This window comes from Nostoc sp. C052 (genome assembly GCF_013393905.1).
In the GTDB taxonomy this organism is placed as follows: Bacteria; Cyanobacteriota; Cyanobacteriia; order Cyanobacteriales; family Nostocaceae; genus Nostoc.
Genome location: NZ_CP040272.1, coordinates 1,182,255 through 1,200,974, shown reverse-complemented (window position 1 = coordinate 1,200,974; position 18,720 = coordinate 1,182,255). Strand labels below are relative to the sequence as shown.

General features: G+C 42.2%; 15 protein-coding genes and 1 pseudogene. 5 read left to right on the top strand and 11 right to left on the bottom strand.

From position 1 onward, the window contains the following. The first annotated feature begins 12 nt into the window (after nucleotides 1-12). Entirely contained in the window at nucleotides 13-375 is a 363-nt protein-coding gene (locus tag FD723_RS05050; protein ID WP_179063505.1) for a hypothetical protein, read from the top strand. Nucleotides 376-388: 13 nt separating this feature from the next. On the opposite strand, the gene FD723_RS05045 is transcribed toward FD723_RS05050, so the two are convergent. The 5 genes and pseudogenes from FD723_RS05045 to FD723_RS05020 all read right to left on the bottom strand — a co-directional run bounded on the left by FD723_RS05045 (nucleotide 389) and on the right by FD723_RS05020 (nucleotide 6,335). Continuing rightward, nucleotides 389-1,195, bottom strand: coding sequence for a transposase (locus tag FD723_RS05045; protein ID WP_179064356.1), 807 nt, complete (start codon nucleotides 1,193-1,195; stop codon nucleotides 389-391). After that, entirely contained in the window at nucleotides 1,186-2,274 is a 1,089-nt protein-coding gene (locus tag FD723_RS05040) for a transposase (protein ID WP_179064355.1), read from the bottom strand. Before FD723_RS05040 ends, FD723_RS05045 begins: the two co-directional genes overlap by 10 nt. 131 nt (nucleotides 2,275-2,405) lie before the next feature. Further along, nucleotides 2,406-3,493 (bottom strand): annotated as a pseudogene (locus FD723_RS42475) (ISAs1 family transposase). 317 nt (nucleotides 3,494-3,810) lie between these two features. After that, entirely contained in the window at nucleotides 3,811-5,250 is a 1,440-nt protein-coding gene (locus FD723_RS05025; RefSeq protein WP_179064354.1) for an RtcB family protein, read from the bottom strand. A 290-nt stretch (nucleotides 5,251-5,540) separates the two neighbouring features. Further along, nucleotides 5,541-6,335: an O-methyltransferase gene (locus FD723_RS05020; protein ID WP_179064353.1), complete on the bottom strand. Its 795-nt coding sequence runs from the start codon at nucleotides 6,333-6,335 to the stop codon at nucleotides 5,541-5,543. Nucleotides 6,336-6,963: 628 nt separating this feature from the next. On the opposite strand from FD723_RS05020, the gene FD723_RS05015 reads away from it, so the two are divergent. From FD723_RS05015 to FD723_RS05005, 3 genes are all read left to right on the top strand, one after another. Continuing rightward, complete coding sequence (locus tag FD723_RS05015; RefSeq protein WP_179064352.1) at nucleotides 6,964-7,158, top strand: heavy-metal-associated domain-containing protein; 195 nt, start codon at nucleotides 6,964-6,966, stop codon at nucleotides 7,156-7,158. A gap of 120 nt (nucleotides 7,159-7,278) precedes the next feature. Next, complete coding sequence (locus FD723_RS05010; protein WP_179069033.1) at nucleotides 7,279-9,576, top strand: heavy metal translocating P-type ATPase; 2,298 nt, start codon at nucleotides 7,279-7,281, stop codon at nucleotides 9,574-9,576. A gap of 19 nt (nucleotides 9,577-9,595) precedes the next feature. Then, nucleotides 9,596-9,823: a hypothetical protein gene (locus FD723_RS05005; protein WP_179064351.1), complete on the top strand. Its 228-nt coding sequence runs from the start codon at nucleotides 9,596-9,598 to the stop codon at nucleotides 9,821-9,823. A gap of 83 nt (nucleotides 9,824-9,906) precedes the next feature. Here the strand turns inward: FD723_RS05005 and FD723_RS05000 are convergent, their stop codons facing one another. Then, a complete protein-coding gene (locus FD723_RS05000; protein WP_179064350.1) occupies nucleotides 9,907-10,335 on the bottom strand; it encodes a heavy metal-responsive transcriptional regulator in 429 nt (142 codons plus the stop codon). A 344-nt stretch (nucleotides 10,336-10,679) separates the two neighbouring features. On the opposite strand from FD723_RS05000, the gene FD723_RS04995 reads away from it, so the two are divergent. After that, nucleotides 10,680-11,768, top strand: coding sequence for an aromatic ring-hydroxylating dioxygenase subunit alpha (locus tag FD723_RS04995; protein WP_179064349.1), 1,089 nt, complete (start codon nucleotides 10,680-10,682; stop codon nucleotides 11,766-11,768). A 413-nt stretch (nucleotides 11,769-12,181) separates the two neighbouring features. On the opposite strand, the gene FD723_RS04990 is transcribed toward FD723_RS04995, so the two are convergent. From FD723_RS04990 to FD723_RS04970, 5 genes are read right to left on the bottom strand one after another with little or no spacing between them, the layout of a single operon-like run. Then, nucleotides 12,182-13,225, bottom strand: a complete 1,044-nt coding sequence (locus FD723_RS04990) for a caspase family protein (protein WP_179064348.1) — start codon at nucleotides 13,223-13,225, stop codon at nucleotides 12,182-12,184. Nucleotides 13,226-13,270: 45 nt separating this feature from the next. Further along, nucleotides 13,271-15,337, bottom strand: coding sequence for a CHASE2 domain-containing protein (locus tag FD723_RS04985; protein ID WP_179064347.1), 2,067 nt, complete (start codon nucleotides 15,335-15,337; stop codon nucleotides 13,271-13,273). Further along, nucleotides 15,334-16,767: a hypothetical protein gene (locus FD723_RS04980; protein WP_256875062.1), complete on the bottom strand. Its 1,434-nt coding sequence runs from the start codon at nucleotides 16,765-16,767 to the stop codon at nucleotides 15,334-15,336. The genes FD723_RS04985 and FD723_RS04980 overlap by 4 nt, the downstream gene beginning before the upstream one ends. After that, nucleotides 16,754-17,695, bottom strand: coding sequence for a MoxR family ATPase (locus tag FD723_RS04975; RefSeq protein ID WP_179064346.1), 942 nt, complete (start codon nucleotides 17,693-17,695; stop codon nucleotides 16,754-16,756). The genes FD723_RS04980 and FD723_RS04975 overlap by 14 nt, the downstream gene beginning before the upstream one ends. Continuing rightward, nucleotides 17,688-18,665, bottom strand: a complete 978-nt coding sequence (locus FD723_RS04970; RefSeq protein ID WP_256875061.1) for a hypothetical protein — start codon at nucleotides 18,663-18,665, stop codon at nucleotides 17,688-17,690. The genes FD723_RS04975 and FD723_RS04970 overlap by 8 nt, the downstream gene beginning before the upstream one ends. Nucleotides 18,666-18,720: the final 55 nt, after the last annotated feature.

Sequence of the window (18,720 nt, the reverse complement as noted above, 5' to 3'; positions counted from 1 at the left end):
GAGCAAGAATTAATGAGGTATGCACGATATTTAGACACAGGATTCATACTTGATAATGAAACAGAATCAATTGATTGGGAGGATGATTTTGTGACTGAACCAAGATTGACTGTTCTAGATAGAATTACCGACGAGTTTGAATATGAAACAAAGTCAAGTTTAGAAGCAATAAATGCGCCCAGCACTACTGACCAACTTGAAATAGTGACAGAATCAAATTTGATAGCTCAACCCATGCCATCGTTCATGGATGCTATATTTTTAGCCAGAGAGATTGTTCAGCAAAAAAAGTGTGCGCGAATATCTCTAGCTAGATTCATATCTAAGTGTTATTTGATACCTGTCAATAGCGAATCTTTGAAAAGTTATCCTTGATCCATCTCATGGTTTACCCCGAATCCACGGTTATATAACCTTGAAACTGATTGATTATTTTCATCAGTTTCTGGAATCCCAACTGGAAGTTGGTATTAACAAAAACGGCTAACCAGGGTTTGATTAGATTCCAGAATATATATGGTTGAATAATTAATCTTAAATTGTTCAAAGTGGACTTCCATACCAAACTGAAATCCCACCATATATGGTTACTAAAATCTGCTGGTTCTCTGGAAATTTGTGATGAGATTGTTTCATTTTTACTTTCGCTTTCCAATTTATTTCTAGCTTGGGCTTGTAAGCTTACTAAAAAATAAGCACTCATAACTAGTTCCCACCATTTTTCTATTTGCTGATAATTCGTCAGTCTAAAATCAGCGCAGCCCAACTCATTCTTCCCTTGTTTAAAGGCATATTCCACCCAATTACGAAATCCATAAAGATTTCCTAATAAAGCCGCCATGTCACTTTTTAAATCTGTTTTTACATACCATGTCTGATTTTTTGGCAAATTATTTGGGTCAGTAGTTATTCGCCAATATGTTATCAGTCTGGATTCGCTTTCATTTATCTGTTGTATATATCTTTTTTCTGACTTCCCATCACTAAATTTCCGCTCAAACTCTTGCCAAACACTATACTTAGCCTCCTGCTCTGGCAAGCTAAACTCTCGATGATTACTTCTTATAGCTAATAAATAATGTTTTTTCTGCTTAGACAACACAGCAATAAATGTTGGACTCTCGCCATACAGACTATCCGCTAAAACCAAATCAAAATTAAATCCAAGTTTGAGCAATGCCTCAATTATTTCCACTGCCAATTGAGGTTTGGTTTTGTAGATTCCTCCGACTTCAAATCGATGGGTTTGGATTTAGCAACGTGTCGCTGGGGAAACTGATCAATGTGGGAGGGAGGAAATTGGTTTTCCGCTTCTCCACCAAGCATGACCATCCAGAGAGTAGAGACAGCGATGGCTAACCACAAGCGTTCAGCACGTTGTGGGTCAAGCAGACGAGTATTGTGCCACTGCCAACCATCAGATTTAAGATCACGATAAACACATTCAGTGGAGGGGCGTAAACCATACCAAATAGCGTCAGCAGACATAGGTTCTAGGTCAGTCAAAATCAACCAAGGGTCTTGATAACCAAAATCCCAACGAGCTAACAACGTGCATTCCAGGGGGTTAGTTTTGAAGCAGACTATTTGACCCGACCAGAATAATCCTGGACTGGCAACAATATCAGCCAATGGTTGCCATTGATTCTGATGTGGTAAACGATAAGTTCCTTGGTGGTTAATACGTAAAAAAGGATGCCAAGCAGCAACTATCAGAGAATAGAGCCAATCGGCATACAATCCCCGGTCAGCAGCGACAATTACCTTCTGGTCTGGTGGAATCGTATCTTTGAGGTCTGTGATTAATTTTTGCCAATGTGGTTTCCAACTTCCTGGTTCAGTGGCATTGACAATACACCATGCTACTGGAATTCCACATCCTGCCAGTAAAATATTAATGGATAGCACTATAAATTTATCACCAATACTCGTAGCATCCATTGCCAGTGCTATTTGCTGAATATTTTGTGGCAGTAAACTAATCACCCACAACAACAATGATGCAAAGCATCTGCTCACATCCAGTGTTCTCCGTTTATCCCCTTTTTTGGCTTTTTCCTCCTGATACCATTCTTTTAGTCTTTGCCTGACTGTGTTTGGTTTTTCATTATTCACTGCTCCAATGAACTCAGATACCTGGGTTAGACTACTTGATTTTGTCACTACCATACCAAAGCTCCATGTTGCCAAACCTATGGCCTGTGGTATTGACAAGTTAGGCATCCGCTCGGAAACTATGCATGACCACTGTTTGAGATGTTTGTTGTTCAGCATTTTGAGAATACATCCCTAGTTTCTAGTTTCATTCTCTCCCTTTCAGCAGTGAATACTCATACCCACGTAAAAAACCTACACCTGTCAGGAAGGTGGGGTCCCCTCTGGGGATAAGGGGCGGCAGGGTGGTTTCATACAAAGAAAGAAAAAACTCTATCGAGTTGGTTGGAGAGTGCGCGTTGTGCTTGAGGAATAGTTCGGAAACCGAGTTTGCGTGCGATCGTAATAAAAAAGTTGTGTAAGATAGACCAATTCACAGGGGCATTGCCACCACGCCGTAGTGGAAAGTCTTCTTTGAATGTCACATCTCTTACCCAATGAAGTCGATTTTCGATTCCCCAATGCCCTTGAATGTCGGCAAGTAACTGTTGAGCTTCGAGATATTGACTACAGATATAGAATTGACGCTCGTAAAATGGCCGACCATTGCGCTCACCCTGACGCTCGACAACAATAAAAGTTTTGAGTCCAGACCATTTTTTTTGAATTTGTTCGGGGGCAGCAAAAACCTTGCACTGACGTTGAACTAGCCGAGAATGAACATTCTCTACAGTTGTGGCACTGCTAAGTGGAACATCTTGTTGTAACTCGGTTTGAGCCATTTTGTAGAGTGTCGGTTGATTTTCTTTTAATCCAATCAGGTAGTCATTGCCACTATTGACAATCAGTGATACAGTTTTTTTTGGCAGTGTAGAGCATCAAGTGTAAAAACGACTTGTTGACCACAAAACTCGAAGATTAATTGTTTTACGATCGCTACTTCACTAATTTTTTTGTTGGACATTGGTTGCATCCTGAGTACAATACCTCGTTCATGACTATAAACCGATACTGTACTGATAAAGTTTTGGTAGGACTGACTGTAATCTGTGACTGTGCAACGAATGCCTTTTCCGTCAATTGCCAATCTTTCTCCTGGCATCGGTGGAACAAAAACTAACGCCCAATTATTAAATAAGTCGGTGAATGGCTGAAAATCTACTGTTTTGAGTACTCGTCGGAACGTTGAATAGGATGGAAACTTCATTGTTTCATCTAGGTTTAACAGCTCAATTAAGCTCCGTCTGTGTACTTTGGTAAAATCTTCCAGTGGCCGGTAGCCCCAATACCCAGTCATTGCTCCGAGCAATATGAGCAATAATACCAACCATAATTCATGCCTTCGTCCTCGGATGTGTCTATAGTCTGGGACTTGCTGCAATTGTTCGACGAGATTCATACTTGTTAGTTATCCATTTTTCTCCACCCTCTATAAATCATTATTATTTTTCTCTCGTTGTATGAAACCACCCTGCCGCCCCTTATCCCCAGAGGGGGCCCCACCTTCCCCTTTTCCCCTTAACCGAAAGGTATTGACATCGCTCTCATCCATGCGGCTGGGAAATTCCCACGCAACTAGTTAATTGCAAAATAATCATCGATTCTATGTGTTTATTGCATTAATACGGATTTACTATAGCTTCACAAATGCGATTCTAGATGAGGGAATAAAGATGGATGCCCCTGGATGTGAACCAGGGGCTTTTTATTTAGTAGCTAGGCCTTAAACGTCAGCACTGGACTTAATCGTGCTACAACATCTACCATTTCTGCCTCAACTTGCACATCAATCACAGACTGAATCGGTTTGTAGGCAGCAGGTGCTTCCTCAATTCGGCGTTCTTCACGCAGGGTAATGCAGTCTACGCCAGTTAATCCCAGTTCCGACTCACTTTGAGATGCACCTTTGCGACTGAGATCGAAGCGAGAACGAATTCTTCCCGCCCCATGTGACGCGGAATTACAAAATGCTGGATTGCCTCTACCCACCATCAGATAAGAATAAGCACCCATTGAACCAGGGATAATCACTGGTTGTCCTATATGGGCGGGACAAGCGCCTTTGCGTGTTACCCATCCTTCACCTTCTGGCAAGGTGATGTTATGGGGCAAATCATAAACTAGAGGTGCTTCCACATCTTTGTATACTTCACGCAAACGCAGACGTAGCAATTCTGCTAACAGCAGGCGATTGACAAAAGCATAGTTAGCAGCAGTGGCCTCAGCTTGCAGGTAACTGGCAACTAGTTCCGGGTGAGAATAAGTAGAGAGAGGAAAAATTTGAGAATCAGGATACTTGAGACCTTTTTGCCAAGTCGCCTTAGCTTTATCTCGCCACATTCCGCCGATATACTTACCCACATTTCGAGAACCAGAGTGAATCATAAAAGCTAGCTGTCCCTCACGCACTCCCCAAGCGTGGGCAAGTGAGCGATTTTCGACTTTATCAACTCGTTGCACTTCGACAAAATGATTACCACCGCCAATGGTTGCCAGTCCGCCATCGCGTACTAGTCCAGCATCGGGAACTAATTCTTCCGGCGCAAGTTTCCAGTCACCATCCATTGAACCACCTAAGAAAATGCGATCGCTCTCTTGGGCAAGTTGCTGCAAATCAGACTTGACTACACTCCCCGTAGGCTGATCTAGCATGGCATCTAGCCAACCAGGAACACCGTATTGAAATAGCGATCGCATTGCTTGAGCAGTCATCGTCACATCACGCGTACCGAAGAAGTAATCGCCCTTCATCCGTTCTACGAATTGGTCGCGCTTTGCGAGGAATTCGTCGATTGTCAAATCAACAACATGCAGGCGCATCCCACAATTGATGTCAGAACCGACAGCACCAGGGATGACTTGACCCATAGTTTCGATGACTGAACCAATGGCAACACCAGCATCACCTGGGTGAAAGTCAGGCGTAGCACAAGCACGACAAACACATCCACCTAATGGGTGGCGGACGCTTGCTAAATTTGCTAACTGCTTTAATGCCTTAGCTTCAACGGGGAAGTCTTCTGGTAATAGCACTTCTGCTACAGGCGCATCAGGAGAATTAACTAAACGGACTGAATAAGTGCGATCGCTATAAGTTACATCTAAACCTTGCCGCTCTAAAGCACGCAGGAGACGTTTGAGATTTTTTGGCTGCATGAAAACTCCAAATAGAGTCTTAAAAAAGACCCTTGGTTGTGAAGAGATAGGGAGACTTGGGTTCAGCAGCCGCGTCTCAAGTAGTGCGGACGGTTGTTTTCCCAGAACTGTGGGGAAAACAACAGGTTAATTCTGACTAATGTGGTTATATAGCCTTAATAACACACACTTTCATCGGATGACAAGTGTTTTGTAGTACGTTGTATTTTTGATCGGCAACCATTTCCGAGCGATTTTACGAAGGCAAAAATAAATTCTCCGGTGCAGTGCCTTGTTAGCTGTATTAATCTCTAGAATGCATCATTGTGCCATTTCCAATTGCGGGTATCTTCTTGGGTCTTTTGCAGTGCCACTATTCGCGTTACCCGATCGTCAAATATTCTTCGATAGAGGCTTGGTAAGAGAATCTGAGACCAAGTTCTTTGATTAATCGGAGACATTAGCCTCCTTGCAATTATCTTTTTCCATGATTTCGACACCTCACCATCCAAGGAATCATATTCCTCATAACAGGGATAGTTTTTCAAAAAATCAATTACACGTTTCACAGCTGGGAAAGAAACATCGTCAACAACAAGATATCCTCCAACTCGGAGTAGACGGGAAGCATAGAAAGCATCTATGAGCGTATGGTCAAATGTGTGCCAACCATCTATGAAAACCAAGTCGAACTGACCTTCCTTTTCTTCTAATAAGCGTGGCAGTGCAAATTCTGACTTGACTTGAATGAGATCGAAAAAGTCAATTCCAGCCTCGTCTAAATTCCTTATACCAACCCCATCCCAATGAATATACTGGAATGGATCTATGATGGTATGGGAAGCTCCAACGCGTTCTTGGATACCTAAGCAAATGTGTAGGGATGAAAGCCCATAGGCACAGCCAACTTCCAGGGTTTTTATAATTTTAGGATCATTACGAATAATTTTTGATAAAAACTCACCCTCTTCGCGATCAATTGCAGAGTGTAGTTTGTGAACTTCCCCGTTTTGCCCTAAAACTGTGCCTGTACTGTAAATATTTTCAATAGTCTGATTTATGTGGAATGTTCTATGATTCGCACTTTCTTTGTAATTATCTAACAAAATCGCATTGCTCCCCTGATGTATTTATGTCGCTTTCATAACACACACTTTCATTGGATGACAAGCGTTTTGTAGTACGTTGTATTTTGTACAATACAACGGTTACCTCTCATCTTGCACCTACCCCTAGCGATTAGAAAGATACTGTTGGTCAATTCACGGTGGGTTTGACCCCTCACCCCTAAAACCTTGGTTTGGCGTTGCTTTCCTGCCCTGAAATAAATTTCGGGCTAATAGTTCAAGTCCGTTGAAACGGACTCAAATCAGAGTAATCAGGAATAATGGGTTAGACCCCCTATTAATTAGCCAACAGAGTCTTAGAAATCGCGGCTACACAAACTTTCGTCTGCCTACGCGGACTAACGCAAAATCAAGGATTTTCAACCTGCGGAGGCAGGTTTTGTCTGTGTAGCCGCGACTTTTAGTCGCCTGGTGCAAGATATAAGTTACTTGTAAAGAAATTTGAAGTTTAGCGAAAAACTTTTAAAAATCTCTAGACTCTCCAGCCGGCTAGAGAGTCTAGGATGAATTCAAGGCGACCCTCAACCAGAAATTTCTGATGTGTGAGGGATACGTCTCAATCATCCAGCTTGGTCTGGCAAGGTTGTTCATTTTATCCCGTAAATCTATGACTCTCCAACTCACAGTTCCCAGCATGTCTTGTTCTGTTTGTGCAAGCAAGATCACCCAAGCACTTCAGGCAGTCGATGCCAATGCTAGCGTTCAGGCTGATCCAACAACCAAGCTGGTTAATGTAGAAACTCAAGCATCAGAAACAGCAATTAAGGAAGCGTTGGCTGCTGCTGGTTATCCAGTTGCTTAAGGGGATTGGGGGATGGGTACTGGGTACTGGGAGAATGACCAATTGCCAATCCCTAATCCCCAATCCCTAATCCCCAATCCCCAATCTCAAATTCCTAATCCCCAATCCCCAACCCCCAACATGGATACTCTCACGCTCAAACTTCGAGGCATGAGTTGTGCCGCTTGTGCTAATAACATCGAAAAGGCGATTCGCTCTGTTTCTGGGGTAATTGAGTGCAACGTTAACTTTGGAGCAGAGCAAGCTACCATCAAATACGATCGCTCTTTAGCAAATTTAGAGAAAATCCAAAGTGCGATCGCATCTGCGGGATACTCTTCTGACTCACTCCAAGAAGAATTACTCTCCCAAGAAGATGATGCGGAAAAAGCGAGTAGGCAAGCATTACAACGCCAACTCTCCCTCAAGGTAGTAGTGGGAGGTGTAATCAGCATTTTCCTACTTTTGGGGTCGTTCCCCATGATGACTGGGCTGAACTTACCTTTAATTCCCAGCTTTCTGCAAAATCCTTGGGTGCAGTTAGTGCTGACAACACCCGTCATCTTTTGGTGTGGTGGATCTTTTTACCGCAATGGCTGGAAATCCCTCAAGCGCCATACGGCGACGATGGACACCCTGATTGCTTTGGGTACAAGTGCAGCATATCTATATTCTTTATTTGTCACTGTTTTCCCAAAATTTTTGATTGCTCAAGGCTTGATACCTCATCTTTATTATGAAGTTGCCGCCTTTGTGATTACCTTAATTTTGCTGGGGCGATTATTGGAAAATCGCGCTAGGGGACAAACTTCTGAAGCTATCCGCAAACTCATCGGACTGCAAGCTAGAGATGCCAGAGTCATCCGTGATGGTAGAGAAATTGATGTTCCCATTGCCGAAGTCAGAATCAACGATGTGATTTTGGTGCGTCCCGGTGAAAAGATTCCGGTAGATGGCGAGGTAATTGCAGGCGCTTCGACGGTAGATGAAGCGATGGTAACTGGTGAAAGTTTGCCAGTTAAAAAGCAGCCAGGAGATGAGGTAATTGGGGCGACAATTAACGGTGCAGGTGCATTTCAGTTTCGGGTGACACGAGTCGGAAATGATACATTTTTGGCTCAAATTGTCAAACTAGTGCAACAAGCGCAAGGTTCTAAAGCACCTATTCAGCGCTTGGCAGATCAGGTGACAGGATGGTTTGTACCAGCTGTGATTGCCGTTGCGATCGCCACTTTTGTCATTTGGTTTAATTTCACTGGCAATCTTACCCTCGCAACAATGACAACGGTCGGTGTACTGATTATCGCTTGTCCTTGTGCTTTGGGTTTAGCTACCCCCACTTCTGTAATGGTGGGGACAGGCAAAGGTGCAGAAAATGGCATTTTGATTAAGGGTGCGGACAGCTTAGAGCTAGCACACAAAATTCAAACCATCGTTTTAGATAAAACCGGCACTTTGACTCAAGGGAAACCGACAGTTACAGACTTTGTAACTGTCAACGGCACAGCTAATGGTAATGAACTCCAGCTTTTACAGTTGGCAGCAACGGTAGAACGCAATTCTGAGCATCCTTTAGCGGAAGCGGTTGTAAAATACGCCCAGTCTCAAGAAGTGAGTTTAATAGATGCAAAGAACTTCGTAGCTAATACAGGTAGTGGTGTCCAAGCAGTTGTTGCAAATCAGCTTGTGCAAATTGGTACACAACGCTGGTTAACAGAACTTGGAATTAACACCATAAGTCTCCAGCAGTATAAAGATGCCTGGGAAGCCGCAGGTAAAACAGTTATTTTGATTGCTGTAGATGGCGAACTACAAGGAATAATGGGTATTGCCGATGCCCTCAAACCTTCGTCAGCAGCAGTGGTGAAAGCCTTACAGAAGTTAGGTTTAGAAGTAGTAATGCTCACTGGAGATAATCGTAAAACTGCTGATGCGATCGCTCTACAAGTTGGCATTCAGCGAATCTTTGCTGAAGTGCGTCCAGATCAGAAAGCGGCAATTATCCAATCTTTACAAGGAGAGATAAAGAAATTTCCCAAATCCAAAATCCAAAATCCAAAATCTAAAATTGTCGCAATGGTAGGTGATGGCATCAATGATGCGCCAGCCTTAGCACAGGCTGATGTGGGAATTGCCATTGGGACGGGAACAGATGTGGCGATCGCAGCTAGCGATATCACCTTAATTTCTGGAGATTTGCAAGGAATTGTCACAGCAATTCAACTCAGCCGTGCCACCATCAACAATATCAAGCAAAATCTCTTCTTTGCCTTTATTTACAACGTCATTGGTATTCCCATTGCGGCAGGAATTCTGTTTCCCATTTTTGGTTGGTTACTCAATCCAATTATTGCCGGTGCTGCAATGGCTCTTTCTTCGCTCTCTGTTGTTAGCAACGCCCTGAGATTGCGTAACTTTCAACCAAAAATTAGCTCATAATTGCAAGGTAATTTAGCAAATGTTCAGTCAAAAAATGCTTTGGGGAAGCCTGATAGCTTTAGTGCTTCTCACTGGCACATCAAGTGTAGCATTCGCAGAAATGCCAGCCCACTCGCCAGAGCAAACCAGCCAATTCCAGCGCATTGAGCAACCTTTGGGCTTGAAAGTTGGTGTTGCGATCGCAGGTTTAGCCTTAATTGGACTAGAGTTGTGGTGGTTTCTTCTCTATAAAAATTCTGAGTCCTAATTTCTGAGTGGATAATAGAGAAATTACTTAAACTTCATTTCTGATTTTTGATATCTCAGCACTGGCTCAACCCACGGCTACCGCTAACAGCGCTGAGGAGTATTTTGAATAATCGGACAAATTGTCTCCTCATTGTGGTTGCTGATATTCTTCCAGCCTGAAAGTAACCCCTTGATTTCAGAGCGTAAAGTTAACAGCTGATCTATTTGGCGATCGATCTGCAAGACCTTCTCTTCAAGTTTTTCTTTGATTTCACCGCAGGGAGTCTGCCCTTGATCGTAGACTTGAAGAATATTTCCAATCTCTTCTAGGCTAAGACCAAGATTTTGTGCCCTTTTAATGAATGCCAGACGAGTTAGCACATCCAACGAAAACTGGCGAAAGCCTCCCTCTGTTCGTTTTAATGAATTGATTAAGCCTAAACTCTCGTAATAACGAATTGTCCTAATGGGTATTCCAGTTAAATCTGTTACCTGACCAATTAAAAGCAGTTTTTTATCTTGAGTTAACATGGTAGACTTCCCTAACTCTTGTAATTATTATTACATATTTTGCTATACATTAAGTTGTTTGAGAGTTAAGCAAAATATTATCATTAGTATTGCAACTTTTTATCTAATTAGAGATTTTACTAAGTTTTAAATATTCAAATATAGAGTCTAAATGTATTTTTGGAATTTAGCTGATATTAAATTGGCATAATTTTGACATTTTTAATAATATTTTTCAAGATTTTACCTGATGATTTTTATTCATTTATTGGGTAGCTGTTTCTCATGGTACTGAAAGTAACTGTTTTTTTAGAGTTCCCATGTTACTTCTAGATCAACTGCTTCACTTCAAGTGAAACCATAAAATGAATCTCAACTCGCAGACTTCTAGCTCAATCCGTAAAGCTAAAATTTTCAATAATCCAGAACGTTTTATTGAGGGATGGTATTGGGTAATACCCTCTCAAAATCTGCGGGTGGGTGAAGTAAAACCTGTCACGATTTTGGGTAAAGAATTAGTAATTTACCGTGGTAAAGACAAAAGGGTAGTTACCTTTGATGCCTACTGTCCACACATGGGCGCTCACCTTGCTGAGGGTAAAATTGAAGGTAATGCACTACGTTGTTTTTTCCACCACTGGAAGTTTGATGCTGAGGGAATGTGTATTAATATCCCATGTTTAGATACACCACCTTCTCTACAATTACAAACTTGGCCTACTGCTGAGAAGTACGGGATGATTTGGGTTTGGACTGGAGAAATACCACAACAACCCTTACCTTTTGTTCCAGAGTTGGAACAAAAAGAGTGTGATGTCGCCATTCATTCTCATTTTGTGATGAACTGTCATCCCAACGTGGTGATGATTAATGCCATTGATGCTCAACATCTCAATACAGTTCACAAACTGCCAGTAGAGATTATTTTTGAAAGACAGGAACTTAACGAAAATGCTATTATCTTCAGTAATACTACACCCATCAAAGACAATTCCTTTTTCATTAAGCTCATCCGTCTTTTCTACAAAAATGTCATAACTTACAGTATTTGCTATTGGTACGGTAGCATTGGCATTGTGACACTTGGCCCAGATTTCTTCCATATCCACATGATGGTTGCAGTTCGCCTCCATCAAGGGGGAAAAACTGAAGGTCAAGTTGTGCTGATGACTAAAAAACGTAAAGGAATTTTTGGTTTCTCATGCAATCGAATTATGCTATGGCTGACTAAGATTGTAGCCAAGTACTTTCTCATGGGTGACATTAAGATTCTCCAAACAATTCAGTTTGATTTGAAAACTCCCATCAAAGCAGATCACTCAATTATGCAGTTTATTAACCATGTTGAAAAACAGCAATCCTTAATGTGGGGGACTTGGAAAGAAGCGCGATCGCATGATGTGGAGAGCAAGCTCAAGCGTGAGAGATGGCAAGATAAAATGAGTAATGACTAACATCATGTTTAATTGACCAGAATTACGTCTGGCTAATTAAACAAACACTATCTCATCCCATTGTCAACAATCTTTGCAACAATTAATCGTTTGTAGGGGTGTACAGATGTATGCCCTTACCAATGTACGTTTAGCAGGTATTTTGTAAAATGACATAACAATAAAGTTTAAAGGCTCAATAAAGTTACTTTTAACTTTTAATTTATTTTTTACTGGGCTACCAAATAAATAAAAAGAAGTGGCAAAGCCACTTCCTAATTCCCAGGTAGAACCTAAGTTATGAGTATAACGACTACAAAAACTTGAAATAGTATAAACCAACACCAATTAACTGAATATCTCTATTTTCCTTGTTTTCTGGGTGGGGAAATCCTAATTTCCATGCACCAAATAACTGTATATTTACATAAGTCTCATGATTGTAATGCAGACTCAAGTTTATCTAGTTCATCGTTAAGATATGCCAGTTTTGCCTCTTCATCAAGAAGTTGCTGTTCTAATTGAAACTTAACTGCCGTACCAGCCTCAATAGCTACAGCTTTCTTCATCTGCTTAAACTTCTCGCTGCGGATGTCAAATTCTGCCTGAAGTGCGTCTAGTTTTTGTTGCGATCGCCGTCGTTGTCCAGCAGTTAAACTAGTAGCAGGCGGACTAGTTTCAATAGTTGCTGCTTCACCAGATAAAAATTTACTTCCACCAGCGTAATAACAAAGGGGAAAATTATCGCCCAAATCCAACACTTTATTTACAAACGGGTGCTGCGGCCCTGATGCTCTTTTTGGCACTTGGTCAAATAAGTAAACTAAAATATCAAGAATACGTGCATATCCATCCTTATTCACGGCTGCTTTACCTTGCAAAGCTTCCACCAAGCAATCTGTAAAAGCACTGTAGGGTTGACCCGTGTAAGAATATTCGTCTTGTCGTGAGGAAGCAACCACAACTCGACCGCTTCCTGTTCCCAGCACATTTAACAGTTCCGGTGGTAAGGGCGATTTTACAAAGGTTTCTCCTGGTTCCTTCAAAGCTGGAACGCCACTTGCATGACAGCAATCTAATAAAACTACGAGTTTACGTGCTGTAATCGCCTCAATCTTTTGGGTAAATTCTACACCTGAGATAGCTGTGTCTGCGCGTTGACTAGGGTCATAGCCGAACGGTACAAGGAAGTATTCATTGGTGCGTTGGATGCGTCCACCGTGACCAGAGTAGTAAATGATGACAGTTGCATCAGGATTTTGATTAACCTGAGCGATGATTTGGTCAAAAGCTGCAAGGATGTTTTGCCGAATTGCAGAGGTTTCGGTTAGCAGTGTGACTTGTTCTGATGGATAGGCGGCGCGACTTGGGTCAATCAGTATATCTCGTAAAGCGGTTGCATCTTTAACTGTGACTGGTAAATCAGCACCTACGCCAATGAGTAATGCATAACCGTTGGTAAAAGTTTGGTTTGTCATACAGTGGGTGTTGAATGCGATATTTAATATAGATTATTGGATAGGTTATTCTTGCGAGATGATTATTTTATTAGCCGATGGAGGTTGAAGCTTTACGAGTATTATGCTTCCGCCAGCAACTATTAAGGCTATTACTGGTGGAACAAACGGGGCCCAAACACCCGATATTAAAAGACCATAGCAAGAGATATACAGAATTGCGATCGCTATTCCACTTCCCAGGGTGAGATAGAGTAAATGCTGAAAGCGCCATGCCAACAACCCACCCAATAATGACCAGCCCCAAATCCAGACCACCTCAATCCACAATGACCAAGTTTGCAGCAATGGTCGCCCATCCTGGACTGCACTAAGGATCTGGCTGATCATGTGCGCTTGTACCAGCACTCCTGGCATTTGCTCATCTAAAAGAACGCCATAAGGTGTCGGCCAAGTATCTGGAGAATCTCCCTTTGCCACTACACCAATGAGAACAATTCGGTCTTTGATCGCACTGGGGTTAATTGGACTAGCTAAAAATTGTGTTAGCTTCACCTGTTCGGCTATCTCTTTTGAAGAACGGTAGTTGAGTAAGATTTGACCACCATTAGCATCAATATTTTGATAGCCGCCAGTGCGAGATTTCAAATTCGGAAAAATAGTCTTACCCAGTTGCAAATTTCCTTCAGGGGTGAACTTTGTTTGAATTCCTAAAGGGCGCAGATAGAGGGAGGCTAGTTGTAAGCTGAAGGCATAAGGAGCAGAACACAAAGATGTTGTCTCCTGATTCATAAACAGAAGTTGCCGACGAATCACGCCATCGCGATCGTGAATAAAGTCACTGAATCCCAAATTTCCTGGGGGGATTTCTGGGGGTGGCTTAATGCCTTTGATATTTCCTGTACTATCACTCCCCTTGCATACACCAATCAAGTTTTGAGTTTGTTGGAGACGAGTAATTAAATCTGGTTCTTTGGCAGAAAAATCACGGTAGATATCTAAGCCGATCGCACGGGGTTGGTATTGATTCAGTTTTGCCAGGAGTTTATTGAGAGATTTTTCGGAAATCGATGCTCCGATGAAAGACTCACCATTTTGTCTTTGAGTCGCCAGATCGTCATCGTCAATTGTGATTATCAACAGTCGGGAATCAAGCCCTTCCGCAATGCGCGATCGCATCATCTGGTCATAGGCTGAAATTTCTATATTTTCCAGTATTCCCAACCATCTAATCCCTGCAACAAAACCTGTTATAAGCAAACTTACAAAAATTACTCTGCTAAAGTTAAATCTACTAGATGAAGTCTCGCGATTGTTAATTAACTTTTGTCTACTCACTGCTTGGCTACTAAATGTTTTAATAATTGAAGTCGGAGCTTTTTGTTTTTCCGAACGTCTAACGTCATTTAGAGAATGCCCTGTTACTTTGATAATTTCTTCAGGAATGAGTAAATTTATTCCAGCTACCTGGATTTGATTTTGATAAATCTTAACTCTTGTAAACTGAGTTTTTGCGCTTTCTAAATCACCACGAATTAAGCTTCCCATTCCACGGGTATATATTAATAATGCTTCAAAATCTGCTAGTGGTTCGGCAACTGTTTCTACAAATGAGGCTAATCGTAATATTTCTGCTTGATCTTGATTTTGATCCAATTTTGATAAAGTCAATGCTAGTTCGCGAACTGCTTCATTAGGAAGTACATAAGCTAACGCAGTCCATCGTTGAGATTGGGCAAGGTCTTTAATATCAGGATCGTCGTTACGAAGTTGTAGGTGGATGTAATCGAGTAGAAAGTTAGCAAGTTCATCAAGTCGCTGTTTATCAAAATCTGGGTCTTCCTTCAAGGATTTAAGCAGTTCCTTTCGTATTGCTAAATCCATCTCGTAGAGTTCATACCCGACTTCGTCGCATAGGCTAGAAAGCAGTATATCCGCTACACTTACCCAAGGGATACTTAGCACTTGACCATGAATATCGTACTGGAAGTTAGCCCACAAACGATATAACAAATCGGGTGTGAGCGCTAAGGGAAAAGCCGCATGATAAGCCAAATACAAGTGGGCTTTTCCAAAACGTTTTTTAAAAGACTCGATGCGTCGGTTAGCAACTTCAGGTCTGATTTTACTCATTTTATCCGCTCCTGAAAGTTCGGAGAGCGTCCGCGCAAGACATCAATTGCATCTTGCATACCTCGGCGGTTGACTTCATACATCGGGATTAGATGGGCAATTTCTCCAGCTGTAGTACCAAGCCAACGCGATCGCGGCATTGGATTCAGCCATGCAATATAGCGAATATATTGCTCGAGTTGTTTCACAAATGCCCCAGTTAAATCAATACGTTCTGGATTAAAACCACCACGAGCCGCACCTGCATCACTAAAGATGAGTACAACAGTTCGTTCTTGACGCAATTGGACTAAAACATTTTCAATCAGTTCAGCTTGTTGATGATTAGGGTCTTGGTAAAGATATTCTACTGGACAGTTATGAAAGTAATATATATTGGATCTTCCTAAGCGTCCTCCCCGAAGAGCAGTTTCTACCAAGCGTTGTGATAGAGAATGAAACGGTATCATTGACCCATCTTGGTCAATAAGTAACAGCAATTCAGTTCGGTTTACCCGACGCGGTACGATTACAGGTTCTAAAAAAGTGCCTTGGTATCCAATTTGTTTGATTGTTGCTTCCACATCCAATTCAGTTGGCATACCTTCCCGGATCATCCGGCGCAAGTACCGCCACATCTGCTTCATCTGCCGTTGAGTTACAGGTAGGTAGTCGAAAGAAAGAATAAACTGATTGTAAGAATTTTGGTCGCTCCTGCTGGTTGCTTGCAAAACTGCTTGAGCGACTTGCACTTCATCTTCAATTACTTGAGTCAAACTTGAAGAAATATCTGAGTCTTTAGTTTCTTGCAGAAGGGAGCTATCATCATTGGCTGTTTGTTTAGATAGTCGCTGAGTCAGCCATCCAATAATTGTATATGTAGTTAAGACAGATGCGGAAGCTAACCCTACTCCAACTACTTTAAAAGCTAGACTTATAAATGGGGCGATCGTTTCCCAATTACTCTTGTTTTGGATTTGATTCGTCTGCGGTGCTGTAGTCGCGCTAGGATTAGTTCCTGGAGTTGGAGTTGGATTAATTAATCCGGGCGACTGAGATGGAATTGCTGAATCTTTGGTAGTCTGATTTTGATTTCTGCTTGTTATCCCCCAAACAATCCCGGCTCCTATAATGCAAGCTCCTGCTAAAGCTACATAGCGATTTATTTGAGAAAGCTGACGCTGCCGAATTGTCATAGCCAATGTTGACGAGGTTGCCAAGACAGCCTTGCTGCTCATCACTTGCTCAAAATGATGCTCAAATAACTGCATTTCCTCTGTAGATTTGATCCACAAAGTCTGACACAGACGCTTCAAAGCAGCTTGGTCGTTAATTCCAAAGCCAGCCTGCATTGCTTGCAAAACTAACTGATACTCGTCAATACCGAGTGGTAAGCCAGCCTCGCGCAGCTTAGTGAACAGTTCCAGTAAAGGCAAATCATTCACGTCCACGGCTCTGTCTCAAATAGCGTATATGGTCATCCCAACTTTTCAGCAACACGCCAGCATAAGGGATCTTGCCATCCAGTTTTGCCAAAGCTTCATCTTCAGGATAACGGCGCAGAACGCGAAACCAGTCAATTAATTCGCTGGTGCTTACTTTTTTGCCAGCCTCACCTTTATCTTTTCGCATTTCTTCCCGCAGAAGCAAGAAGCGAACTATAGCTTTATCTATCAAATCTTGGGGTGAAGTAGGAAACAGAGCATTAACAATTTGGATCAACCGCTCACGACTGGGAAATTCCACATAGTGAAACAAACATCGGCGCAAGAAGGCATCTGGTAAATCTTTCTCATCATTGCTAGTGATCAAAACAATGGGCGCCGCCTTGGCTTTAATTTCCTGACCTGTTTCTTCTACGATGAATCGTTTTTGGTCTAATTCCAATAGCAGATCGTTAGGAAAATCAATATCAGCTTTGTCAATTTCGTCAATTAACACCACTGTGCGCTGCTCCTGCTGAAATGCCCGTCCTAATGGTCCCCAGCGTACATAGGTAGAGGTAGTCGGGTCATCAATTCGCAGGATTTGTTCTGCTGTTAGACGATTGGAGGTTGCAAGTTGGGCATCCCGCAACCGCCCCACGGCATCGTAGTTATACAATCCATCCCGCCCTCGACTGGTGGATTTAACATACCAAGCTTCTAATTTCAAACCTAGCTCGTAGGCAACTGCACTTGCTAGTAAAGTCTTACCACATCCTGGTTCTCCCTTCAGTAGTAAGGGGCGTTCTAAGTAAATCGCCAAGTTTACCGCTTCTACCAGTTCGGGGTTAGGAAAATAGGGATATAAAAGCTGTCCGTTCGCGCCTCTTTCTCCTAACTGAGGCTGAACTTTACCTGTATATTCTAGAAATGGTCTACCTACAGCCTCAACCATTTTTCCTCTTGTTCATACCAATTACAGCCAGACAGGTGACAAATTTCTCCCAAGGCGCGTTCTGGAATACCATATCACTGTTTTTCAGTATAATTTGTATCGTTTCTTCTACCTCGTCTATCAGTTTAGTTGGCAGTTCATCCGCCGCAAACTCCAGCCAGTTAGTCAGTTCATACTCAGAAAATTCGGTAATCTCAGGTAGCTTGACAGGGTTATGTGGCTTTGATGTTGGTTCGAGCTTTTCGACAAAAGGAATATTCCAACGACCTGCACAACCGTCATAATCCACTAGGAACATTAGTAATTTAAATTGATTAACTTGCGAAGTTGTTTCCCTAACTTTGGCAGCCAGTGGGAGCCAGAAATCCCTGATAATCTCCTCCAGAAAATCTTCTGAGAGACAATCCACATCATAGATAATTAGTAAGACATTTTGAGTTCGCCACCATTGATAAACTCGTTCGGCAATTTCCAAATTTGAGCTTTGTCTGCCTAAACCGACTCTACCACCAAGTTCACGCCACAAAGCAGCACTGTCACTCCTCCGGGCAATGCGACTGAGTTCAATTCTCACAATTTTTCCCGTGGTGATGTTGGGAACATGTTGAATCACTAACCGATTTAACAACCAGCGCTGACCATAATATAGTGAGCCGTGGATCAGAAAAGCTGCTACTGAATGAGCTTCAATAAACCTCCGAAATGCTTGCGCCTGCTTGCGATAGCCCAATTTTAATAAAGCACGGTAGAGCCGTCCAGTAGACAAAGCTTGTTCGAGTGCATCAAGCTGTTGAGCCAATTCGTTCAGTTCTGTTTCAGTTTGTTCAATTTGCTTTTCTAATTGGAAGCGAATGGCTGTGCTTGCCTGGATCGCCAAATCACACCGTAGCCTTTTTTCCTTCTCTCTCAGTAAATCAGACTGCTGTTCTAATGCTTGGCGTTTATGCTCTAAGTGCTGTTCAGCGGACATTAAATTACTTTTTGAGGGAATAATCTTTACTCAATAGGAGTAGCCAGAATGTCGA